The sequence below is a fragment of the Stutzerimonas stutzeri genome, assembly GCF_024448955.1.
In the GTDB taxonomy this organism is placed as follows: Bacteria; Pseudomonadota; Gammaproteobacteria; order Pseudomonadales; family Pseudomonadaceae; genus Stutzerimonas; species Stutzerimonas stutzeri_AQ.
This window is the reverse complement of sequence record NZ_JAMOIH010000002.1, coordinates 59,289-80,426: the sequence shown is the minus strand read 5'-3', so window position 1 is coordinate 80,426 and position 21,138 is coordinate 59,289. Positions and strand designations below refer to the sequence as shown.

The 21,138-nt window shown below is 63.2% G+C and carries 20 protein-coding genes; 12 read left to right on the top strand and 8 right to left on the bottom strand.

The window, feature by feature from the left end:
• Positions 1–55 precede the first annotated feature (55 nt).
• The 4 genes from rpoH to ftsY all read right to left on the bottom strand — a co-directional run bounded on the left by rpoH (position 56) and on the right by ftsY (position 4,004).
• Positions 56–910 carry an RNA polymerase sigma factor RpoH gene (rpoH, locus tag NA645_RS02370; RefSeq protein WP_256047341.1) on the bottom strand — a complete coding sequence of 285 codons (855 nt, stop codon included), beginning with the start codon at positions 908–910 and terminating at the stop codon, positions 56–58.
• A 111-nt stretch (positions 911–1,021) separates the two neighbouring features.
• On the bottom strand, positions 1,022–2,032 hold the full coding sequence (gene ftsX / locus NA645_RS02365; RefSeq protein WP_256047340.1) for a permease-like cell division protein FtsX: 1,011 nt from the start codon (positions 2,030–2,032) through the stop codon (positions 1,022–1,024).
• Positions 2,029–2,700: a cell division ATP-binding protein FtsE gene (ftsE, locus tag NA645_RS02360; RefSeq protein ID WP_014851195.1), complete on the bottom strand. Its 672-nt coding sequence runs from the start codon at positions 2,698–2,700 to the stop codon at positions 2,029–2,031. Before ftsE ends, ftsX begins: the two co-directional genes overlap by 4 nt.
• Positions 2,697–4,004: a signal recognition particle-docking protein FtsY gene (gene ftsY / locus NA645_RS02355; RefSeq protein ID WP_256047339.1), complete on the bottom strand. Its 1,308-nt coding sequence runs from the start codon at positions 4,002–4,004 to the stop codon at positions 2,697–2,699. The genes ftsE and ftsY overlap by 4 nt, the downstream gene beginning before the upstream one ends.
• Before the next feature lie 237 nt (positions 4,005–4,241).
• On the opposite strand from ftsY, the gene NA645_RS02350 reads away from it, so the two are divergent.
• From NA645_RS02350 to NA645_RS02335, 4 genes are read left to right on the top strand one after another with little or no spacing between them, the layout of a single operon-like run.
• Positions 4,242–5,597 carry a M16 family metallopeptidase gene (locus tag NA645_RS02350; RefSeq protein WP_256047338.1) on the top strand — a complete coding sequence of 452 codons (1,356 nt, stop codon included), beginning with the start codon at positions 4,242–4,244 and terminating at the stop codon, positions 5,595–5,597.
• The gene (locus NA645_RS02345) at positions 5,590–7,122 is read left to right on the top strand and encodes a M16 family metallopeptidase (protein ID WP_256047337.1); all 1,533 of its coding nucleotides are present in this window, start codon (positions 5,590–5,592) and stop codon (positions 7,120–7,122) included. The genes NA645_RS02350 and NA645_RS02345 overlap by 8 nt, the downstream gene beginning before the upstream one ends.
• Positions 7,122–7,715: a 16S rRNA (guanine(966)-N(2))-methyltransferase RsmD gene (gene rsmD / locus NA645_RS02340; RefSeq protein WP_256047336.1), complete on the top strand. Its 594-nt coding sequence runs from the start codon at positions 7,122–7,124 to the stop codon at positions 7,713–7,715. The genes NA645_RS02345 and rsmD overlap by 1 nt, the downstream gene beginning before the upstream one ends.
• Before the next feature lie 37 nt (positions 7,716–7,752).
• Positions 7,753–8,772: a hydrolase gene (locus NA645_RS02335; protein ID WP_256047335.1), complete on the top strand. Its 1,020-nt coding sequence runs from the start codon at positions 7,753–7,755 to the stop codon at positions 8,770–8,772.
• A 13-nt stretch (positions 8,773–8,785) separates the two neighbouring features.
• On the opposite strand, the gene NA645_RS02330 is transcribed toward NA645_RS02335, so the two are convergent.
• Complete coding sequence (locus NA645_RS02330) at positions 8,786–9,445, bottom strand: TetR/AcrR family transcriptional regulator (RefSeq protein ID WP_256047334.1); 660 nt, start codon at positions 9,443–9,445, stop codon at positions 8,786–8,788.
• A 133-nt stretch (positions 9,446–9,578) separates the two neighbouring features.
• Here NA645_RS02330 and NA645_RS02325 point away from each other — a divergent pair, with 133 nt between their 5' ends.
• The 5 genes from NA645_RS02325 to NA645_RS02305 all read left to right on the top strand — a co-directional run bounded on the left by NA645_RS02325 (position 9,579) and on the right by NA645_RS02305 (position 14,168).
• A complete protein-coding gene (locus tag NA645_RS02325) occupies positions 9,579–11,009 on the top strand; it encodes a coniferyl aldehyde dehydrogenase (protein WP_256047333.1) in 1,431 nt (476 codons plus the stop codon).
• A gap of 23 nt (positions 11,010–11,032) precedes the next feature.
• A complete protein-coding gene (locus NA645_RS02320) occupies positions 11,033–11,569 on the top strand; it encodes a twin-arginine translocation pathway signal protein (protein WP_256047332.1) in 537 nt (178 codons plus the stop codon).
• Positions 11,570–11,606: 37 nt separating this feature from the next.
• Positions 11,607–13,202: a GMC family oxidoreductase gene (locus NA645_RS02315; RefSeq protein ID WP_256047331.1), complete on the top strand. Its 1,596-nt coding sequence runs from the start codon at positions 11,607–11,609 to the stop codon at positions 13,200–13,202.
• Positions 13,203–13,296: 94 nt separating this feature from the next.
• Positions 13,297–13,779, top strand: coding sequence for a pantetheine-phosphate adenylyltransferase (gene coaD, locus NA645_RS02310; RefSeq protein WP_256047330.1), 483 nt, complete (start codon positions 13,297–13,299; stop codon positions 13,777–13,779).
• Positions 13,780–13,916: 137 nt separating this feature from the next.
• Complete coding sequence (locus tag NA645_RS02305; protein WP_256047329.1) at positions 13,917–14,168, top strand: YfhL family 4Fe-4S dicluster ferredoxin; 252 nt, start codon at positions 13,917–13,919, stop codon at positions 14,166–14,168.
• A gap of 116 nt (positions 14,169–14,284) precedes the next feature.
• Here the strand turns inward: NA645_RS02305 and NA645_RS02300 are convergent, their stop codons facing one another.
• Both NA645_RS02300 and mutM read right to left on the bottom strand, forming a co-directional pair.
• Complete coding sequence (locus NA645_RS02300) at positions 14,285–14,626, bottom strand: multidrug transporter (protein WP_131649481.1); 342 nt, start codon at positions 14,624–14,626, stop codon at positions 14,285–14,287.
• 113 nt (positions 14,627–14,739) lie between these two features.
• On the bottom strand, positions 14,740–15,552 hold the full coding sequence (mutM, locus tag NA645_RS02295; protein WP_256047328.1) for a bifunctional DNA-formamidopyrimidine glycosylase/DNA-(apurinic or apyrimidinic site) lyase: 813 nt from the start codon (positions 15,550–15,552) through the stop codon (positions 14,740–14,742).
• Positions 15,553–15,731: 179 nt separating this feature from the next.
• Between mutM and NA645_RS02290 the strand changes: the two genes are divergently transcribed.
• On the top strand, positions 15,732–16,271 hold the full coding sequence (locus NA645_RS02290; RefSeq protein ID WP_256047327.1) for a type 1 glutamine amidotransferase domain-containing protein: 540 nt from the start codon (positions 15,732–15,734) through the stop codon (positions 16,269–16,271).
• A 318-nt stretch (positions 16,272–16,589) separates the two neighbouring features.
• Positions 16,590–17,786 carry a class I SAM-dependent rRNA methyltransferase gene (locus tag NA645_RS02285; protein WP_256047326.1) on the top strand — a complete coding sequence of 399 codons (1,197 nt, stop codon included), beginning with the start codon at positions 16,590–16,592 and terminating at the stop codon, positions 17,784–17,786.
• A gap of 59 nt (positions 17,787–17,845) precedes the next feature.
• Here the strand turns inward: NA645_RS02285 and NA645_RS02280 are convergent, their stop codons facing one another.
• The gene (locus NA645_RS02280; protein WP_256047325.1) at positions 17,846–18,694 is read right to left on the bottom strand and encodes an alpha/beta hydrolase; all 849 of its coding nucleotides are present in this window, start codon (positions 18,692–18,694) and stop codon (positions 17,846–17,848) included.
• Positions 18,695–19,170: 476 nt separating this feature from the next.
• Here NA645_RS02280 and ilvD point away from each other — a divergent pair, with 476 nt between their 5' ends.
• Positions 19,171–21,009 (top strand): dihydroxy-acid dehydratase, encoded by a 1,839-nt coding sequence (gene ilvD, locus NA645_RS02275; protein ID WP_256047324.1) that lies wholly within the window; start codon positions 19,171–19,173, stop codon positions 21,007–21,009.
• The last annotated feature ends 129 nt before the right edge of the window (positions 21,010–21,138 follow it).

The following is a 21,138-nucleotide window of genomic DNA, read 5'->3' as shown; positions in this document are numbered from 1 at the left end:
GACAGATATAAAAAAGGCGCTGCAGTTGCAGCGCCTCGGGAGCAGCCACGAACGATCAAGCCTGAATGGAACCCTTGAGCTTGTTCATCGCGTTCTTTTCCAGCTGGCGAATGCGCTCGGCAGAGACGCTGTACTTGGCCGCCAGATCATGCAGCGTGGCCTTTTCTTCGCTCAGCCAGCGCTGCTGAAGGATATCGCGGCTACGCTCGTCCAGCGTATCCAACGCCTCGTGCAGACTGGAATTGGAACTGTCGCTCCAATCGGCATCCTCAAGCTGACGCGCCGGATCGTAACGATGATCTTCGAGATAATGCGCTGGCGACTGATAGGCACTGTCGTCATCAGCATCGGCTGACGGATCGAATGCCATGTCGTGACCCGTAAGGCGACTCTCCATCTCCCGCACTTCACGCGCTTCGACACCAAGGCTATCGGCAACCCGCTCGACTTCCTCGTTGCTCAGCCATGCCAGGCGCTTCTTCTGACTGCGCAGGTTGAAGAACAGCTTGCGCTGCGCCTTGGTGGTAGCGACCTTGACGATGCGCCAGTTGCGCAGAATGAATTCGTGAATCTCGGCCTTGATCCAGTGCACCGCAAAGGACACCAAGCGCACACCCATTTCCGGGTTGAAACGCTTGACCGCTTTCATCAGGCCGACATTGCCTTCCTGTATCAGGTCGGACTGGGCCAGCCCATAGCCGGAATAGCTACGGGCGATATGGACGACGAATCGCAGGTGGGCAAGCACCATCTGACGTGCGGCCTCGAGATCCTGATGGTAGAACAGGCGCTCTGCCAGGTCGCGTTCCTGCTCGACCGTAAGCAGCGGAATGCTGTTGACCGTCTGCACGTAGGCCTCGAGATTGCCTCCCGGGACCAGGGCTTGAACAGGTTGCAGATTAGTAGTCATGCAGATCCTCCAATAATGAAGCTGCAGCAGTTTAGCACTGCCGGGTCAGACTGCAAGCCTATGGAAAAGTTCCCTTACAGCTCTACAAAAACCTTATGAATCAAGAAGTTATCAACGCGGCGCAAGTTCGCTCAAATGCCTCGCCACCGCCAGCCAGGCACCGATGTAACCCAGCAGCAAGGCGCCGAGTACCAGCGACAGGCCATCTTCGACCGGCACGCCAGCCAGGCCGAAATCACTGCCATACAGGCCGGCCAGCCCCACAACCGCCTCGTTCAACCAGCCCAGTCCGTAAGCCAGCAGCAGCCAGGCGATCAGCCCGGCGCCCAATCCGTACAAGGCGCCCATGTAAAGGAACGGGCGCCGTACATAACCGTCGGTCCCGCCGACCAGCTTGACCACTTCGATCTCGGTGCGGCGATTTTCGATATGCAGGCGAATGGTGTTGCCGATCACCAGCAGCAGGGTGGCGATCAGCAGCAACGTTAGGCCGAAGACGAAGCGGTCGCCCAGCTTCAGAATGGCCGTCAGGCGCTCGACCCAAAGCAGGTCCAGCTGCGCCTGCTCCACTCCGGGCAATTCCGCCAGACGCTGACGCAGCGCTTCGAGATTGTCACGATCGATCTCGCTGGGCGTCACCAGTATCACGCCGGGCAGCGGATTTTCCGGCAGTTCGCGTAGCGCCTCGCCAAGCCCCGAAAGCTGCTGGAACTCCTCCAGCGCCTGCTCACGGCTGATCCAGCTGGCTTCCGAGACGTCCGGCATCGTCAGAATCTCTTCGCGCAGTGCGCTCCCCTGCTCCATGTCCACGTTCAGCTGCATGAACAACGAAATCTGCGCCGCGCGTTGCCAGGACCCACCGAGCCGCTCGACGTTATCCAGCAGCAGCGCCAACCCCATGGGCAGGCTCAGCGCGACGGCCATGACCAGACAGGTAAAGAAGCTGCCGATCGGTTGCTTGACCAGCCGCCCGACGCTATCGACCATGCTGGCGCGATGGCTTTCCAGCCAGGCGTGGAACAGCGTTTTGAAATCCGGCTCGTCGTCTCTGGGCTGCTCGGGCTTGCTCCGCACGCCGCCAGCGCGTTCGGCCGGGTTCGGATTGTTTTCGGGTGCGCTCATCGAGCAGCCTCCCCATCGCCGATCAAACGGCCACGCTGCAGGGTGAGCATGCGATGGCGCATGCGGGCAATCAGTGCCAGGTCGTGACTGGCGATCAGCACGGTGGTGCCGAGGCGGTTGATGTCTTCGAACACGCCCATGATCTCCGCCGCCAGGCGCGGATCGAGGTTGCCGGTCGGCTCATCGGCGAGCAGCAATGCTGGACGATGCACCACGGCGCGGGCGATGCCGACGCGCTGCTGCTGCCCGGTGGAAAGGTCCGAGGGATATTGCAGCGCCTTGTCTTTGAGGCTGACGCGCTCCAGCGCGGTCATCACCCGCTGGCCGATCTCGCGCTTGTTAAGGCCGAGGATCTGCAGCGGCAGCGCGGCGTTGTCGAACACAGTGCGGTCGAACAGCAGCTGGTGGTTCTGGAACACCACACCGATCTGCCGACGCAGAAAGGGAATCTGCGCATTGCTGATGCGCGACAGGTCCTGCCCGGCCAGCAGCAACTTGCCGCTGGTGGGCCGTTCCATCGCCAGCAGCAGACGCAGAAGCGTGCTCTTGCCGGCGCCGGAATGGCCGGTAACGAACAGGAATTCGCCGCGCTGCACCTGGAAGGACAGTTCATGCAACCCGACGTGACCGTTGGGATAGCGCTTGCCGACCTGATCGAAACGAATCATGACGGGGGATTACCTGCGCTCGTTCCTTTCTCGGCGAACAGCGCGCTGACGAAGGCGTCGGCCTCGAAGTCGCGCAGGTCGTCGATGCCCTCGCCTACTCCGATGTAGCGGATCGGCGTGCCGAACTGCTTGGCCAGGGCGAAGATCACCCCGCCCTTTGCGGTGCCGTCGAGCTTGGTCAGCACCAGCCCGGTGAGCTCCACCGCCTGGTTGAACTGCTTGGTCTGGTTGATGGCGTTCTGGCCGGTGCCGGCGTCGAGCACCAGCAGCACTTCGTGCGGGGCCGTCTCGTCGAGCTTGCCCATGACCCGGCGGACCTTCTTCAGCTCCTCCATCAGGTTGTCCTTGGTGTGCAGACGGCCCGCGGTGTCGGCGATCAGCACGTCGACGCCACGCGCCTTGGCGGCCTGCACGGCATCGAAGATCACCGAGGCGGAGTCGGCGCCGGTGTGCTGGGCGATCACCGCGATGTTGTTGCGCTCGCCCCAGACCTGCAGCTGCTCCACGGCGGCGGCGCGGAAGGTATCGCCGGCGGCGAGCATGACCTTCTTGCCTTCGAGCTGCAGCTTCTTGGCCAGCTTGCCGATGGTGGTGGTCTTGCCGACGCCGTTGACGCCGACCACCAGGATCACGAACGGCTGCTTGCCGGGCTCGATCCGCAGCGGCTGCTCGACCGGTTTGAGCAGGCCGGCCAACTCCTCCTGCAGCGCCTTGTATAGCGCGCCGCTGTCGGCCAGTTCCTTGCGCGAGACGCGGCGGGAAAGGTTTTGCATGATCGCCGTGGTGGCCTCGACGCCAACATCGGCGGTCAGCAGGCGGGTTTCCAGCTCATCCAGCAGGTCGTCGTCGATGGCCTTCTTGCCTAAGAACAGGCTGGCCATGCCTTCGCCAATGCTGGCGCTGGTTTTGGACAGGCCCTGCTTGAGGCGAGCGAAGAAACCCAGCTTGGCCGGTACTTCTTCCGCAACGGGAACCGGTGCTGGCTCGACGGCGATTTCAGCGAGCGCCGGGGCTTCCGGCACCTCCAGGGGTTCGTCGAGTTGCGCTACCGGCTCGGGTTCGGGCTGAGGCGCGGCTGGCGCTTCGATCTGCGCCTCGGCGATGGACTCGGGCTGCTCAGCCTCGACCAGCTGCTCTTTGGCCTGCTCATCGGGCTCATCGGCGAACGGCTGGCTGTCTTCCAGCGGCTCGGATGGCGGCGGTTCGGCTGCCGGGGTCTGCGGCTTCTTGCGCAACCAGCCGAACAGGCCTTTCTTCTCGCCGGCCTCGGCCGGCGCCTTCTTATCGTCGTTGGAACCAAACATGGAGAAGATTTTCTCAAGAGGGCGAAACGCCGGCGGCCACGCCACCGGCCAGACGGGGGCTATCCTAGCACCGCGCAACCGACTGCGCTAAGCGTGGCCATCGGACCTGGAACATCGCTGCGCAGTTCGAATCCCCTGACACTTTGCCTCCGACCACAACGCCCCAGTACCATGCCCCGCGTGTTTCCGCCTGCCAGCACCATTACGGCGGGATTCATTTCTGAACGAGTCTTCACTATGTCTCTGATGCTACGACGCGCCGCTGCTCTGCTACTTGCCGCTCTGTACTTGCCGCTGGTCACCGCAGCCGACACTCAGCCAACCCACGAATTCTTTCTAAACAACGGTCTCAAGGTGATCGTCCGCGAGGACCACCGCGCACCTGTCGTGGTATCCCAGCTCTGGTACAAGGTCGGCTCCAGCTACGAATCGCCCGGGCAGACCGGTCTTTCCCATGCGCTGGAACACATGATGTTCAAGGGCAGCCGCAAGCTTGGCGCTGGCGAGGCGTCACGCATCCTGCGCGAGCTCGGCGCCGAGGAGAACGCTTTCACCAGCGATGACTACACCGCCTATTATCAGGTGCTTGCGCGCGATCGCCTGGCGGTGGCCTTCGAGTTGGAAGCCGACCGCCTGGCCAGCCTCAAGCTGCCGGCCGACGAATTTGCCCGCGAGATAGAGGTAATCAAGGAAGAACGCCGGCTGCGCACCGACGACAAGCCCAGCTCGCTCGCCTACGAGCGTTTCAAAGCCATGGCCTACCCCGCCAGCGGCTATCACACCCCGACCATCGGCTGGATGGATGACCTCGAACGCATGACTGTCGAGGAGCTACGCGCTTGGTACGAGGCCTGGTACGCGCCTAACAATGCCACTCTGGTGGTGGTCGGCGACGTGACGCTTGATGAAGTCAGAACCCTAGCCGAGCGCTATTTCGGCCCGATCGAAAAGCGCCCGATCCCCAGCGCCAAACGTCCGCTGGAGCTGGACGAACCCGGTGAGCGCCGCCTTACACTGCATCTCAACACCCAGGTACCAAGCCTGATGATGGCCTTCAACACGGCCAGTCTGGCGACCGAAACGGACAACCCGCGGCAGATCCATGCGCTGCGCCTGATCACTGCGTTGCTCGACGGCGGCTACAGCGCCCGCCTGCCCAGGCAACTGGAGCGCGGCGAAGAATTGGTGACCAGCGCCTCGGCCTGGTACAACGCCCATGCCCGCGGCGACAGCCTGTTCGTCCTCAGCGCCGCGCCCAACATGCAGAAGGGCCGCACGCTGGAAGAAGTGGAGGCGGGTCTTTGGCAGCAGCTCGAACAGCTCAAGCAGACCGCCCCTACGGCAGAAGAGCTCGAGCGGGTTCGCGCCCAGGTCATCGCCGGCCTGGTCTACGAGCGCGATTCCATCACTCAGCAAGCCACCACCATTGGCATGCTGGAAACCGTGGGCCTGTCCTGGCGCCTGATGGACGAGGAACTCAGCGCCCTGGAGGCGGTGACGCCGGAAGACATCCAGCAGGCCGCCCGTACCTACTTCACCCGCTCGCGCCTGAGCGTGGCCCATGTTCTGCCCAAGGAGACCCGCGATGAGTGATCGCACCCTATTGCGTCGCGGCCTGCTCGGCCTGATCCTGCTCGGCACCCTGGGCCTGGCCGCCTGCGACAGCGAAACCGGCGATACCGCCGCGGTCATCCCTCCGGCGAAGAACGTCGCGACACCCGCCGAATCCGGCCAGGCCATCGCCAATGCCGCGCAGGACGAAACCCGCCTGGAGTCGCTTACCGAACTGGGCGACCAGCCATTACCGCGTCGCGAGCTGGACATCCAGAGCTGGCAGACCGAAGGCGGCGCCAAGGTGCTGTTCGTCGAAGCCCGTCAGCTGCCGATGTTTGACCTGCGCCTGACCTTCGCCGCCGGCAGCAGCCAGGACGGCGCCACGCCCGGCCTGGCGATGCTGACCAACGCCATGCTCAACGAAGGCATCGAGGGCAAGGATGTCACCGCCATTGCCGAAGGCTTCGAAGACCTGGGTGCCGACTTCGGCAACGGTTCCTACCGCGACATGGCCATCGCCAGCCTGCGCAGCCTGAGCGCCGCAGACAAACGCCTGCCAGCGCTGGAACTGTTCAGCCAGGTGGTCGGCCAGCCGACCTTCCCCGAGGATGCGCTGCAACGCATCAAAAATCAGGTCCTGACCGGCTTCGAATTCCAGAAGCAGAACCCCGGCAAGCTGGCCAGTCTGGAGCTGTTCGAGCAGCTGTACCAGGACCATCCCTACGCGCATCCCAGCGAAGGCACGCCTGAATCCATTCCCGGCATCGACGCCGCGCAGCTGCGCGACTTCCACGCCAAGGCCTACACCGCCGGCAATGTGGTGATCGCGCTGGTCGGCGACCTGAGCCGCGAAGAGGCCGAGGCGATCGCCGCACAGGTGTCCGCCGCCCTACCCCAAGGCGCCGCGTTGCCGCCACCGCCCGCGCCGCAGCCTCCTGCAGCCACGCACGAGCACATCGACTTTCCGTCAAACCAGACCCATTTGCTGCTGGCGCAACTCGGTATTCCCCGTGGCCATCCAGACTACGCCGCGCTCTATCTGGGCAACCAGATTCTTGGCGGCGGCGGCTTCGGTACCCGGCTGATGGAGGAAGTGCGTGAAAAGCGTGGCCTGACCTACGGCGTCTATTCCGGTTTTAGCCCCATGCAGACCAACGGCCCCTTCATGATCAACCTGCAGACTCGCGCCGAACTGGCCGATGGCACTCTGCAGCTGGTGCAGCAACTGGTCGCGCAGTTCCTCGAAGACGGCCCGACCCAAGCCGAGCTGGAGCGCAGCAAGCGCGAGGTCGCCGGCAGCTTCCCGTTGTCCACCGCCAGCAACGCCGACATCGTTGGCCAGCTGGGCAGCATCGGCTTCTACGACCTGCCGCTGACCTATCTCGTAGACTTCATGCAACAGGTCCAGGCGCTGTCGGTCGAAGACGTCAAGGTGGCGATGAACGAGCACCTGAGCGCGGACGGCTTCGTGATCGTCACCGCCGGCCCGGAGGTCGAGCAGAAGCCATTGCCGCCACCGAGCGAAAAGCCCCTCAAGCAACCCAGCAGCGTTCCGGAGCATTGATGGCCTACCCACCCATTCGCCCTTCCGCCCACGGCGGCCAGGGCCAGCTGCGCATCATCGGTGGCGAGTGGCGCAGCCGGCGCTTCGCCTTCCCTGACGCCGAAGGCCTGCGCCCAACGCCGGACCGGGTACGCGAAACGCTGTTCAACTGGCTCGCGCCTTATATGTCCGGTGCCCGCGTGCTCGATCCGTTCACCGGCAGCGGCGCGCTCTATCTCGAAGCCTTGTCGCGCGGCGCCAGCATGGCATTGGCGCTGGACGTGAATGCCAACGCCATCGCCAGCCTGCGCAAGCATCTGGATACGCTCAAGTGCGGGCAGGGTCAGCTGCTGCAGAGCGATGCCCTGCGCTATCTGGAAACCCAGTCGCCAACGCCCTTCGACCTGGTGTTCCTCGACCCGCCGTTCAACAAGAACCTGCTGCAACCAGCGTGCGAGCTGCTGGAAAACAAAGGTTGGCTAGCCGACCACGCCTGGGTCTATACCGAAAGCGAAGCCGTGCCATCGAGCCTCGGCCTGCCCGGCAACTGGCGGCTGCACCGGGAAAAGAAGGCCGGCACGGTGCATTACGCGCTATGGGAGCGCAACGCCTGAACTGGCTGATCGTTATCTCCATCTGTCGCACCCGAGCATGACCACCACGCACCCGCACACCAGCTGCTGTACCGCCAGCGACGAAACCTTTACGCCGGCCCGATGGCTGCCGGGCGGCCATCTGCAGACGCTATGGAACCCCTTCTGCCGTCGCGCCACCAAACTATCTCGCCAGCGCGAGCGCCTGTGGCTGGCCGATGGCGACTTCATCGACCTCGACTGGCATGGCCCACACGATCCGACGGCGCCTCTGGTGCTGATCCTGCACGGCCTGACCGGCTCGTCCAACTCGCACTATGTGCTGGGCCTGCAGCGGCAACTGGCCGAGCGGAACTGGGCCAGCGTCGCCGTCAACTGGCGCGGCTGTTCCGGCGAGCCGAACCTGCTGCCACGCGCCTATCACTCCGGCGCCAGCGACGACCTGACCGAAGTCATTGCCCATCTGCAGGCCACGCGGCCAATGGCGCCGCTCCATGCAGTCGGCTATTCATTGGGCGGCAACGTGCTGCTCAAGTATCTCGGCGAAACCGGAAGCACGACGCCGCTGCACAAAGCCGTGGCGGTTTCTGTGCCGTTCCGGCTGGACCAGTGCGCCGACCGCATCGGCACCGGCTTTTCGCGCGTGTACCAGGCGCATTTCATGCGTGAGATGGTGGCGTATGTGAAGGATAAACAGCGCTTCTTTACCAGCCTAGGCAACGCCGAACATCTATCGACGCTCCAACGCCTCGGCTCGTTGCGAGGCCTGCGCACCTTCTGGGATTTCGACGGCCGCTTCACCGCGCCCCTGCATGGCTACACCGATGCCAGCGACTACTACCGGCGCGCTTCCAGTCGCTATTTCCTACCAGATATCCGCATCCCAACGCTGCTGATTCAGGCCGAGGACGATCCATTCGTATTCCGCCACAGCGTCCCCGAAGCGGCCGAACTCTCGTCGACCACAACATTGGAGCTGCACCGCACCGGCGGTCATGTCGGCTTCGTCGAAGGCTCGCCGATCAGGCCGCGCTATTACCTGGAGCGGCGGATACCGGCGTGGCTGACGCTGGATTGAAGCAGCTGAGAACCTAATCGAAAGCCAGCGGCACGTGCAGCCGATCGAGCAGGCACTGCACCTCTTGCTGCGCGGCGGGGGCGACGAACCCCTGCTCCAGCGCCAGCACCTGAAAGATGCCGCGCCGCAGCAAATCTTGGCTGAGCGGCGTACTGGAAGCACCACCGACGGTGCCGAGAAACTGCACCCAGGAAGTCAGAATGATCCAGGCATTGATGGCCAGCGCCTCGGTCTGCTCGGGACTCATCCGCAGCACGCCTGCCTCGACGAAGCCCCGGTAGATCGCCTGGGCGCTGTCCAGGCTGCGGCGGGCGAATTGGCGATAGTCCTCGGCCAGCTGCGGATCCGCCGCCAGCAGATGCTCCAGATCCCGATGCAGGAAACGGTACTGCCACATGGCCGCCAGCAGCGCCTCTAGATAGACGGTCTTGTCCTCGACGGTCAGTGGCCGCGCCGATGGCAGGCGCAAGAAGCCATCCACCTGCGCTTTGTAGATGACGAACAGCTCGGCGATGATCATCTGCTTGTTGCGGAAGTGGTAATAGAGATTGCCCGGCGACATGCCGAGGTGCGCGGCGATGTGGTTGGTGGTCACGCTGCGCTCGCCCTGGCTGTTGAACAGCTCCAGGCTGGCCTCGAGGATGCGTTCGCGGGTATTAGGTTTTGCAGGCATCTGGGAGCGGCTCATCCGTCGCGCTTGAAGCAGAAGCGCAAAGATAACCCCGACGCCGCGTGCAAGCACCTCGATTGACAGACTAGAGCAATAACTCTAAAACATTCCGATCCTGCCTATATCGGACGTCGCCATGCCTGCCACTGTCGCCTATCTGGACCCGACGCAATCCGAATTCGAGCGTCTGCAACCGCTGTTCGAACGTCAGCGCAGCGCATTTCAGGCCCAGCCCAGCCCGGGCGCCGAGGATCGCCTGCAATGGCTGGAGGCCCTGCATGACCTGCTGGCGCGCCATCAGCAGCCGCTGATCGAGGCCATTAGCGAGGACTTCGGCAACCGCTCGGCGGATGAAACGCGGTTGGCCGAGATCATGCCCAGTCTGCATGGAATTCGTTACGCCAAACGACGGCTGCGCAAGTGGATGAAGCCTTCGCGGCGCAGCGTCGGCCTAGCCTTTCAGCCGGCCAGCGCGAAGGTGGTGTATCAGCCGCTCGGCGTGGTCGGCATCATCGTGCCCTGGAATTATCCGCTGTATCTGGCCATCGGCCCGTTGATCGGCGCGCTGGCGGCGGGCAATCGGGTGATGCTGAAAATGAGCGAGTCGACGCCAGCCACAGGGCAGCTGTTGAAGGAGCTGCTGGCGCAGATTTTCCCTGACGAACAGGTCGCGGTGATCCTCGGTGAAGCCGAGACGGGCATCGCCTTTTCGCAGCTGCCGTTCGATCACCTGCTGTTCACCGGCAGCACCAGCATCGGTCGGCAGGTGATGCGCGCCGCGGCGGAGAATTTGACGCCGGTCACCCTCGAACTGGGCGGCAAGTCGCCCGCCATCGTCTCGGCCGACGTACCGCTGGCCGACGCCGCCGAGCGCATCGCCTTCGGCAAGACACTTAATGCAGGCCAGACCTGCGTCGCCCCGGATTATGTGCTGGTTCCGCGGCAGCGTATCGAGGGTTTCGTCGATGCCTATCGTGACGCTGTACGGCGCTTTTACCCGCAGCTGACGGACAATCCTGACTACACCTCCATCATCAATCCGCGTCAGCACGCTCGGCTGCAGGGTTATCTGGACGATGCCCAGACCAAGGGCGCGCGCCTGCTGCCGCTGTTCGATCAAGGCCAGCAGCGACGCATGCCGCACTGTGTGGTGCTCGACGTCAGCGATGACATGCAGCTGATGCAGGACGAGATTTTCGGCCCGTTGCTGCCCATCGTGCCCTACGACGAGCCCGATCAGGCGCTCGCCTACATCAATGCCCGCCCGCGCCCGCTGGCGCTCTATTACTTTGGCTACGACAAAGCCGAGCAGCGCCGAGTGCTGCGTCACACCCACTCCGGCGGCGTCTGCCTCAACGACACGCTGCTGCATGTCGCACAGGACGACCTGCCGTTCGGCGGCGTCGGCCCTTCCGGCATGGGCCACTATCATGGGCACGAGGGGTTTCTCACCTTCAGCAAGGCCAAGGGGGTTTTCATCAAGCAGCGTTTCAACGCCGCCCGACTGATCTACCCGCCCTACGGCAAAGCGCTGCAGAAACTGATCTACAAGCTCTTCGTGCGCTGAACTCGCCACCGATGACGACCACGATGCCCCGCCCCGCCCCGTCCTTTACCCGCCGCGGCCTCCTCAAGGTCGGGCTGTTCGGCAGCGCCGCGCTGGCCGGCGCCGGAGTGCTCGGCAGCCTCTCCGGTTGCAGTGCCGAGCGTCCGGCAAGTGGCTTCATGCAGCTGCGCGACAGTGATCTGCCGATGCTGCGCCGTCTCATACCCGTGGTGCTGGAGGGCGCGACATCGGCGTCAGTCATGGCTCGCGCCGCCCAAGGCACCCTGGAGAGTCTCGACCTGGGACTCGCGCACTTGCCGCCCGCCGTGGCACGACAGGTTCAGCAGTTGTTCGATCTTCTCAGCCTGCCGCTGACTCGCGGCCCGCTGACCGGTATCTGGAGTGGCTGGGAACAGGCGCAGGATGTCGATATCCAGGCATTTCTGCAGCGCTGGGAGAACAGTTCGCTAGCCCTGCTGCGACAAGGCTGCGCCTCGCTGCAGCAGATGATTCTCATGGCTTGGTATGGCCGCGCGGAGTCTTGGCAACACTGCGGCTACCCTGGCCCGCCAAGCATCTAACCATCCACTGCACCACCTTTCCCATCAAGGAGCCGAGATGCCGGTTGCCGATCCCTTTGCAGAAGGCCTCGCCCGAGGTTGGAACGTCCATGACGGCTCACGGCTCGAGCAGGACATCACCCTTGAGTGCGATATCGCCATCGTTGGCAGCGGCGCGGGCGGCGGCACCAGTGCCGAGATTCTCAGCGCAGCGGGATTCAAGGTGCTGCTGATCGAGGAAGGCCCGCTTCGCAGCAGTCGCGATTTCGACATGCAGGAACCGGCGGCGTACGCCTCGCTCTATCAGGAGGCGATCGGCCGCACCAGTAAGGACGGAGCCATCACCATCCTTCAAGGGCGCGCCATCGGCGGCTCGACTCTGGTGAACTGGACGTCGAGCTTTCGCACCCCGACGCAGACGCTTGAACACTGGGCTCGCGAACACGCTGTCAAAGGGCTTTCAACCGAGACGCTGGCGCCCTGGTTCGATCGGATGGAACAGCGCCTGGGCATCGCGCCCTGGCACCTGCCGCCGAATGCCAACAATCAGGTGATCCGCGATGGCTGCGAAGCCCTGGGCTACAGCTGGGCGGTGATTCCGCGCAATGTGCGCGGCTGCTGGAACCTCGGCTATTGCGGCATGGGCTGCCCGACCAACGCCAAGCAATCGATGCTGGTAACGACCATTCCCGCCACCCTGAATGCCGGTGGCGAGCTTCTCTATCTCGCCCGCGCCGAGCGCCTCGTCATCGAAAGGGAGCGGGTCACCTCGCTCGAATGCCTGGCGATGGACCCCCGCTGCGTGGCCCCGACCGGACGGAAGATCCAGGTTCGCGCGCTCCACTATATCCTCGCCGGCGGCGGCATCAACACACCGGCGATCCTGTTGCGTTCGGACGCCCCAGACCCGCACCAACGCCTCGGCAAGCGCACCTTTCTGCATTTGGTGAACTTCTCCGCCGCGCAATTCGAGGCGGTCATCAACCCCTTCTACGGCGCGCCGCAATCGGTCTATTCCGACCAATTCCAGTGGGACGACGGTACCAGCGGGCGCATGTCCTACAAGTTGGAGGTGCCGCCAATTCATCCGACATTGGCCGCGACGCTGCTGGGCCGCTTCGGTGTCGACAACGCCTTGCGCATGCAGCAGCTGCCGCACACCAACGCCATGCTTGCGCTGATGCGCGACGGTTTCCATCCGGACAGCGCCGAAGGCCAGGTGCAGCTGCGCAGCGACGGCTCACCCACGCTCGACTACCGGATGACGGCCTATACCTGGGACGGGATTCGTCGCGCCTATCACAGCATGGCGGAAGTCCAGTTCGCCGCCGGCGCCAAAGCCGTGCTACCGCTGCACAACGACGCGGTCTACGCGAACAGCCTCGCTCAAGCGCGCCAGATCATCGACGAGCTGAGCCTCGATTTGTACCGCACGCGGCTTGGCAGCGCACACGTCATGGGCGGCTGCGCCATGGGAGAGGACCCGCATCTGGCAGTCACCGACAGCCTCGGCCGCCACCACCAGCTGGACAATCTCTCGATTCACGACGGCTCGCTGTTTCCCACCAGCATCGGCGCTAATCCGCAGTTATCGATCTACGCCCTGACCGCCAAACTCTCCAGCCAGCTGTCCGATCGCCTGAAAACAGCCTGACCGCCGCACTGCCAAGGCCATCCGTATTGATGCTTTACGCTGCCGTTACCGAGCCGCTACCATCCAACCCCCACGCATGCGTCAGGACGCCGCGATGAATCGAGTGCTGTATCCGGGAACCTTCGATCCGATCACCATGGGCCACACCGACCTGGTCGAACGCGCATCACGCCTGTTCGATGAGGTGATCATTGCGGTCGCCGCCAGCCCCAACAAGAACCCCCTGTTCCCGCTGGAGCAGCGCGTGGCACTGGCGCAGGAAGTCACCTCGCATCTGCCGAACGTCAAGGTGATGGGCTTCTCCACGCTGCTGGCGCATTTCGTCACCGAACAGAAGGCCAACGTGCTGCTGCGCGGCCTGCGAGCGGTCTCCGACTTCGAATACGAATTCCAGCTGGCCAATATGAACCGTCAGCTCGTTCCGGATGTGGAAAGCCTGTTCCTGACGCCGTCGGAGAAGTTTTCCTATATTTCCTCGACCCTGGTGCGCGAGATCGCCCGGCTCGGCGGCGATGTTTCCAAGTTCGTTCATCCGTCGGTGATGAAGGCACTGACCGAGCGCTACGCCTCGCGTTAAAGCGCCTCAGCGTTTGGGCGATGAGCGATTGGCGACAGAAGGGTGATCACTGCCGCGTGCACCGGGCGAGCCGATGCGGCAAAATTGCGCGTCGTTTTTACCTGCGCTGCGGCTATGCCGCAGCTGGAGCTAGCTGGATGTCCCTGATAATCACCGATGACTGCATCAACTGCGACGTGTGCGAGCCCGAGTGCCCGAACAGCGCGATTTCCCAGGGCGAGGAAATCTACGTCATCGACCCCAACCTCTGCACCGAATGCGTCGGCCATTACGATGAACCACAGTGCCAGCAGGTTTGTCCGGTTGATTGCATCCCGCTCGACGCGAACAACGTTGAGAGCAAGGCCGAGCTAATGCAGAAATACATGATCATCACCGGCAAGGCCTGATCACCCAGCCGCTCGCAATTTTTTACTGCCCAACGCAACACGGCTTCGCACGCGTAACGCGGCGAAGCCGTGGGAAAAGCAGATCGGATCGAGGCCTCGATCCGATGGCACCGCGATCAGTCTTGGCGGTTATAACCAACGCGGGTGCAGCCCAGGCAGCGAGCGAAAGCAGCGGCACCCGGCTCGACTACCAGCGCCTTGCCGGTTTCCTTGATGCCGCCGCCCATGGCGGTAAACGGCAGGCTGACGACGAACAGGCCGGCACCGACCACAGTCGCCGCAATCAGTAGCGGCCGGGCGATCAGCAGATCACCAACAATGGAAAACGCCTTCGGCGCTTCGACGGTATACATGGGATCGCCGCTGGCGTTCTGCTGCACCGATTGCGCCTGAGCCGGCATCGTCAACAGACCAGTGGTCAGGGCCAAAGCAACAGCAGTGGAACGAAACAGATTCATGGTGTGGTCCTTCAGCTGGGCGAAACGAGGCAGATGATTGTTGTGGCGGTCACTATAGCAGTGGCCGGCCGTTGTTGATCGTGAACACCGTCAATGCCTGCACAGTCACCGCGTCATCGCTGACAGCGGCCACAGTAGACACTGGCCCGCTGACCCAGCCGGATCTCACGCAGGGTCGAACCGCAAGTTTTGCAGAAATCCCCGCCACGGCCATAAACGAAAAGCTCCTGCTGAAAATAGCCCGGCTTGCCGTCGCCGCCAACGAAGTCGCGCAAGGTCGTGCCGCCACGCTCGATAGCATAAGCGAGCACCCGCTTAATCTCGGCGGCGAGCTTCAGATAACGCGCCCTGGAAACAGCCCCCGCCGCCCGCCGCGGATCGATCCCGGCGGCAAACAGCGCCTCGCTCGCATAGATATTGCCGACCCCCACCACCACCGCGTTATCCATGATGAACGGCTTGATCGCCATGCTGCGCCCGCGCGACATCTGGAACAGACGATCACCGTCGAACACATCATCGAGTGGCTCCGGACCGAGATTGGCCAGCAGCGCATGGCTCAGAGGCTCATCGCTCCAGAGCAGCGCACCGAAGCGCCTCGGATCGGTGTAGCGCAGCGCCATACCGGATTCGAGGAGGATATCGACGTGCTCATGCTTGCCCACCGGCAGATCCGCCGGAACCAGCCGCAGACTCCCCGACATGCCCAGGTGAGCAATCAAGGTGCCGACCTCGGCTTTTATCAGCAGATATTTGGCCCGGCGCTCGACGGCTTCGATGCGCTGGCCTGACAGCCGCACATCGAGATCTTCCGGGATCGGCCAGCGCAGCCGCCGCTCGCGCACGATGACACGACTGACGCGTTGGCCTACGAGGTGTGGCGCGATGCCACGGCGGGTGGTTTCGACTTCAGGTAGTTCAGGCATGGCTATCGGGCAGATCGAGGACCGCTGAATCCTAGCATGGCGGTAGAGCGGCGAGCTTCCGGCTGCGAGCAAATCAGCCGAACGGATGGCGCAAGGCCATCAGCGAACAGATGCGAACTTTGGCTGAGCTCATGGTCGGATTTCAAGTAGACAAGTCAAACCGACGAGGAGGAAACCCAATGACCGATTCCCTGAAAGGCAAACGCGTGGCGATTCTGGTGACCGACGGTTTCGAGCAAGTCGAGCTGACCGGCCCGAAGGACGCGCTGGAAAAGGCCGGCGCGACTGCCGAGATTATTTCATCAAGCAACGGCGAAGTGACCGGCTGGAACCACACCACGCCGGCAACCAAATTTCATGTCGACAAAACCTTCGACGCCATCCGCATGGAGGATTACGACGCCCTGCTATTGCCCGGCGGGGTGGTGAATTCCGACACCATCCGCACCGACGAAATGGCCCAGGAACTGGTGCGCGACGCGGCGCGGGCGAACAAGACCATCGCGGTGATCTGTCATGGCGCCTGGCTGCTGGCCTCGGCCGGTCTGGTCAAGGGCAAACGCATGACCAGTTGGCCTTCGCTCACCGACGACCTGAAAAACGCCGGCGCCGACTGGGTGGACGAACAGGTGGTTGTCGACGGCCATTTGATCAGCAGCCGCAAGCCAGACGACATTCCGGCATTCAACGAGGCGCTCATCAAGGCGCTGGGCGGCTGATATCGCGTTATGTCAGCGCTTCCGTAGGGTGGGCTTCAGCCCACCAAAGGCGATGTCGTGCTTCGCCACGTTGCTGAACAAACCCGGTGCGCTAAAGCACACCCTACGGATTCGCTACAGCCTGTAGGTTCAGCCGGTCGGCGTTCCGCTTCAGCCCACCAATGCGGTCTGCATAGGCTAAAGCGGGCAGCCTCTCGCTCCGAGCAAAGCCCCGAGCCGCTTTGGCAACAGCCGACCCAGACAAGCCTTGGCTTTTAACCTGGAGCTTGCAGCCTGCCGCTCCTATACAATGCCCGCCTTTTTCCGGGAGCCCCGCCGATGACCCTGCCCAGCCTGCGCCTCAAAGCCAACGCCGATCGCCGCCTGCGCGCCGGTCATCTGTGGGTCTACAGCAACGAGGTTGATACCGCTGCCACGCCGCTGAGCGGCTTTGCCGCAGGCGATCAGGCAATTCTCGAAGCCGCTGGTGGCAAGCCGCTGGGCATCGTCGGCGTGTCGCCGAACAACCTGATCTGCGCGCGCCTGCTGTCGCGCGATCTCAAGCACAGCCTGGACAAATCCTTGCTGGTGCATCGCATCCAGGTCGCGCTGTCGCTGCGTGAGCGCCTGTTCGATCAGCCCTGCTACCGCCTGATCTATGGTGATTCCGACCTGCTGCCGGGTTTGGTGGTGGATCGCTTCCACGATCATCTGGTGGTGCAGTTGGCTTCGGCCACCATGGAGCGCAACAAAGACGCCGTGCTTGAAGCGCTTGTCCAGGTGCTCAAACCGCGTGGCGTGCTGTGGAAGAACGATTCCAGCGCCCGCGATGCCGAGGGTCTGGAGCGTTACGTCGATACCGCCTTCGGTGTGGTGCCCGAGTGGGTCGCCCTGGAAGAGAACGGCGTGAAATTCGAAGCGCCGGTGCTGCAAGGTCAGAAGACCGGCTGGTTCTACGATCACCGCATGAATCGCGCGCGCCTGGCGCCCTACGTCAAGGGTAAGCGCGTGCTCGATCTGTTCAGCTATATCGGCGGCTGGGGCGTGCAGGCCGCCGCCTTCGGCGCCAGCGAGGTGTTCTGCGTCGACGCCTCGGCCTTTGCGCTGGATGGCGTTGAGCGCAATGCCGCGCTCAATGGCGTCGCCGAGAAGATGACCTGCGTCGAGGGCGATGCTTTCGAGGCAATGAAGGAATTGAAGAACGCCGAAGAGCGCTTCGACGTGGTCATCACCGACCCGCCCGCGTTCATCAAGCGCAAGAAGGACCTGAAGAACGGCGAGGCCGCCTATCGCCGCCTTAACGAAACCGCGATGCGCCTGCTCAACAAGGACGGCATTCTGGTCAGTGCCAGCTGCTCGATGCATCTTGAGGAAGACAACCTGCAGAACATCCTGCTCGGCAGCGCACGCCATCTGGATCGCAACATCCAGCTGCTCGAACGTGGTAGCCAGGGCCCGGATCATCCGGTGCACCCGGCGATCCCGGAAACGCGGTACATCAAGAGCATCACCTGCCGGATCCTGCCCAACAGTTGATGACTCACTGCAGACGAAACCCCCGCACTGCAATGTGTGCGAGGGTTTCGGCGCAACGCTTACTCGATATCCTTGCGCTGCTCGGTCCACAAGGTGCTGGTACACAAGCCGCAGAAGCGACCATAGAAGGTGCTGCGGGCCGTCTGATCTTCCATCAGGTGATAACGGAACCACGCTGTGGACGGTCCGCGATAGGCCCCACCGTCACCGACCGGCTCGAAGTGGCTGACGAAACGTCGCTCACCCCAGAACACCGGCACATTGGCTCGCGAATAGACCGGCTGCGCGTTGAGATAAGGGATCGCGATGTTGTCCCCTCCGCCTGACATCAGGAACATCGGCCCTTTCTGATTTCGCTGGGAGGCTGGGTTATGGCCAAGGCCAATGGTGTAGGGCTGAATCGGCGCAGTAACACTTACGCGATCATCCTGCCCGGCCATGATCGAACCGCCGCCGCCCTGGGAATGACCGGACGTGCCGACCCGGCCTGTATTGAGGACGCCCACGTAGGCGCCGAAGGTACGGTTGCTTTCCTGTACCAGATAGTCGAGGCACGCCAGCATGTCCCGCCCGGTCCCGGCGTTGGAGGTTTCCGCCGCAGCGACTACGAATCCATGGCTCGCCCAGTGCGACAACAGGCCGGAATACGCGGTTGGCCCAGTTCCGGTCCCGTTGCCCCACAGCACGACCGGATGACGCACGCCATTTTGCCCCAGCGTGGAAGGCCGATAGATTCGGCAGTTCGGGCCTTCGCTGCGACTGGTGGAGGCATAAGGTCCGGAGCGCTCGAAATTCGACACACCCGGAAATGGTGCCCCGGGGGTATCCGGCAATGGCGCAGCCAACGCAGACCCGCAGATCGCCAGGCCTAGCACAGCGGCAATACCGCTGAGTTTAATGTCCAGCATGTGTATTTCCTCTTGTTGTTCTGATCATGTGTTTGGACGTCGCGCCACTCACCCCATGCGAGTCGAACGCACTGCACCTCCTGAATCTACCGGCTTACCATCAGCGCGGGCGCCAGTCGGCCGAGTCAACCCTAGCCAGCGAAAACCACCGCGCCACTGGAAACGCCTTAGCAGCGGACGAACGGCTGCGCTTCGCCCCGGCTGAATAATTGATCATTACATTCAGTGTTGATGCGCTTAACTCAACATAGGATGAGGACCGGTAATCGTGCCGTTTGGCTCGCTGACAGGAACGCGCGTAGAATCGGCTCATTCCTCGCCATCATCCCCCGGCGGGCCAATGAGCCCAGGCCGTCCGAGCGATACCCCGCCTCGATCCGGCCCCTCCGCACGCACGGTCACCTACCGTTGCACGCGGCACAGGTGACGCTCACCATTAGCACTATTCGAATCGCTGATTAGCCGCAGGAACCGTCATGCCCGATTACCGCTCGAAAACCTCCACGCACGGCCGCAACATGGCCGGTGCCCGCGCGCTGTGGCGCGCCACTGGCATGAAGGATGAAGACTTCAAGAAGCCGATCATCGCCATCGCCAACTCCTTCACCCAGTTCGTGCCCGGCCACGTGCACCTGAAGGATCTGGGCCAACTGGTCGCCCGCGAGATCGAAAAGCACGGCGGCGTCGCCAAGGAATTCAACACCATCGCAGTCGACGACGGCATCGCCATGGGCCACGACGGCATGCTCTATTCGCTGCCTTCGCGCGAGATCATCGCCGACTCGGTTGAGTACATGGTCAACGCGCACTGCGCCGACGCCATCGTCTGCATCTCCAACTGCGACAAGATCACCCCCGGCATGCTGATGGCGGCGCTGCGCCTGAACATCCCGGTGGTATTCGTCTCCGGTGGCCCGATGGAAGCCGGCAAGACCAAACTGGCCAGCCACGGCCTCGACTTGGTCGACGCCATGGTCATCGCCGCTGATGAAAGCGCGTCCGACGAAAAAGTCGCCGAATACGAGCGCAGCGCCTGCCCAACTTGCGGCAGCTGCTCCGGCATGTTCACCGCCAACTCGATGAACTGCCTGGCCGAAGCCCTGGGCCTGGCCCTACCCGGCAACGGTTCGACCCTGGCCACCCACAGCGACCGCGAGCAGCTGTTCCTGCGTGCCGGCCGCACCGTCGTCGAGCTGTGCCAGCGTTATTACGGTGAAGGCGACGAGTCGGTCCTGCCACGCAACATCGCCAGCCGTCGCGCGTTCGAGAACGCCATGACCCTGGACATCGCCATGGGCGGCTCGACCAACACCATCCTGCACCTGTTGGCCGCGGCCCAGGAAGCCGAAGTGGACTTCGACCTGCGCGCCATCGATGCCCTGTCGCGCAAGGTGCCGCAGCTGTGCAAGGTCGCGCCGAACATCCAGAAGTACCACATGGAAGACGTGCACCGCGCCGGTGGCATCTTCTCCATTCTCGGCGAGCTGGCCCGTGGCGGCCTGCTGCACACCGACGTGCCCACCGTGCACAGCCGCAGCATGGAAGAAGCCATCGCCCAGTGGGACATCACCCAGACCCAAGACGAAGCCGTGCACACCTTCTTCAAGGCAGGCCCGGCCGGCATCCCGACGCAGACGGCGTTCAGCCAGTCGACCCGCTGGGACAGCCTGGATGACGACCGTGAAAACGGCTGCATTCGCTCGGTCGAGCACGCCTATTCCCAGGAAGGCGGCCTGGCCGTGCTTTACGGCAACATCGCCCTGGACGGCTGCGTGGTGAAGACCGCCGGCGTGGATGAGTCCATTCACGTATTCGAAGGTACGGCGAAGATCTTCGAAAGCCAGGACAGCGCCGTAAAGGGCATCCTCAATGACGAAGTGAAGGCCGGCGACATCGTCATCATTCGCTACGAAGGTCCGAAAGGCGGTCCGGGCATGCAGGAAATGCTCTATCCGACCAGCTACCTGAAGTCCAAGGGCCTGGGCAAGGACTGCGCCCTGCTCACCGACGGCCGTTTCTCCGGCGGCACCTCGGGCCTGTCCATCGGCCATGCTTCGCCGGAAGCCGCTGCAGGCGGCGCCATTGGCCTGGTACGCGATGGCGACAAGGTGCTGATCGACATCCCCAACCGCAGCATCAATCTGCAGGTCAGCGATGAAGAACTGTCCCACCGCCGCATCGAGCAGGACAAGAAAGGCTGGAAGCCCGCCGCACCGCGTGCACGCAAGGTGACTACGGCGCTCAAGGCCTACGCCCTGCTCGCCACCAGCGCCGACAAGGGCGCGGTGCGCAACAAGGCGATGCTGGAAGACTAACCGCTACGCCGTTACCGTCATCGAGCCCGGCCTTGTGCCGGGCTCGTCATTTGCGAAGCCAGCGCAAGGCTGGAAAATCCCCTTCGTCGCTCTCTGCCAATATCCTCCGCTCAGCTGCCAAACAGGGGC

What these genes read in the sequence shown, in the direction of transcription:
- NA645_RS02300 (WP_131649481.1), bottom strand. Translation starts at nt 14,626, where the DNA reads ATGAATCTGTTTCGTTCCACTGCTGTTGCTTTGGCCCTGACCACTGGT.
- NA645_RS02285 (WP_256047326.1), top strand. Translation starts at nt 16,590, where the DNA reads ATGACCCTGCCCAGCCTGCGCCTCAAAGCCAACGCCGATCGCCGCCTG.
- NA645_RS02335 (WP_256047335.1), top strand. Translation starts at nt 7,753, where the DNA reads ATGACCACCACGCACCCGCACACCAGCTGCTGTACCGCCAGCGACGAA.
- NA645_RS02290 (WP_256047327.1), top strand. Translation starts at nt 15,732, where the DNA reads ATGACCGATTCCCTGAAAGGCAAACGCGTGGCGATTCTGGTGACCGAC.
- NA645_RS02345 (WP_256047337.1), top strand. Translation starts at nt 5,590, where the DNA reads ATGAGTGATCGCACCCTATTGCGTCGCGGCCTGCTCGGCCTGATCCTG.
- rpoH (WP_256047341.1), bottom strand. Translation starts at nt 910, where the DNA reads ATGACTACTAATCTGCAACCTGTTCAAGCCCTGGTCCCGGGAGGCAAT.
- NA645_RS02320 (WP_256047332.1), top strand. Translation starts at nt 11,033, where the DNA reads ATGCCCCGCCCCGCCCCGTCCTTTACCCGCCGCGGCCTCCTCAAGGTC.
- ilvD (WP_256047324.1), top strand. Translation starts at nt 19,171, where the DNA reads ATGCCCGATTACCGCTCGAAAACCTCCACGCACGGCCGCAACATGGCC.
- NA645_RS02350 (WP_256047338.1), top strand. Translation starts at nt 4,242, where the DNA reads ATGTCTCTGATGCTACGACGCGCCGCTGCTCTGCTACTTGCCGCTCTG.
- mutM (WP_256047328.1), bottom strand. Translation starts at nt 15,552, where the DNA reads ATGCCTGAACTACCTGAAGTCGAAACCACCCGCCGTGGCATCGCGCCA.
- NA645_RS02315 (WP_256047331.1), top strand. Translation starts at nt 11,607, where the DNA reads ATGCCGGTTGCCGATCCCTTTGCAGAAGGCCTCGCCCGAGGTTGGAAC.
- NA645_RS02305 (WP_256047329.1), top strand. Translation starts at nt 13,917, where the DNA reads ATGTCCCTGATAATCACCGATGACTGCATCAACTGCGACGTGTGCGAG.
- ftsE (WP_014851195.1), bottom strand. Translation starts at nt 2,700, where the DNA reads ATGATTCGTTTCGATCAGGTCGGCAAGCGCTATCCCAACGGTCACGTC.
- NA645_RS02325 (WP_256047333.1), top strand. Translation starts at nt 9,579, where the DNA reads ATGCCTGCCACTGTCGCCTATCTGGACCCGACGCAATCCGAATTCGAG.
- ftsY (WP_256047339.1), bottom strand. Translation starts at nt 4,004, where the DNA reads ATGTTTGGTTCCAACGACGATAAGAAGGCGCCGGCCGAGGCCGGCGAG.
- NA645_RS02280 (WP_256047325.1), bottom strand. Translation starts at nt 18,694, where the DNA reads ATGCTGGACATTAAACTCAGCGGTATTGCCGCTGTGCTAGGCCTGGCG.
- NA645_RS02330 (WP_256047334.1), bottom strand. Translation starts at nt 9,445, where the DNA reads ATGCCTGCAAAACCTAATACCCGCGAACGCATCCTCGAGGCCAGCCTG.
- rsmD (WP_256047336.1), top strand. Translation starts at nt 7,122, where the DNA reads ATGGCCTACCCACCCATTCGCCCTTCCGCCCACGGCGGCCAGGGCCAG.
- coaD (WP_256047330.1), top strand. Translation starts at nt 13,297, where the DNA reads ATGAATCGAGTGCTGTATCCGGGAACCTTCGATCCGATCACCATGGGC.
- ftsX (WP_256047340.1), bottom strand. Translation starts at nt 2,032, where the DNA reads ATGAGCGCACCCGAAAACAATCCGAACCCGGCCGAACGCGCTGGCGGC.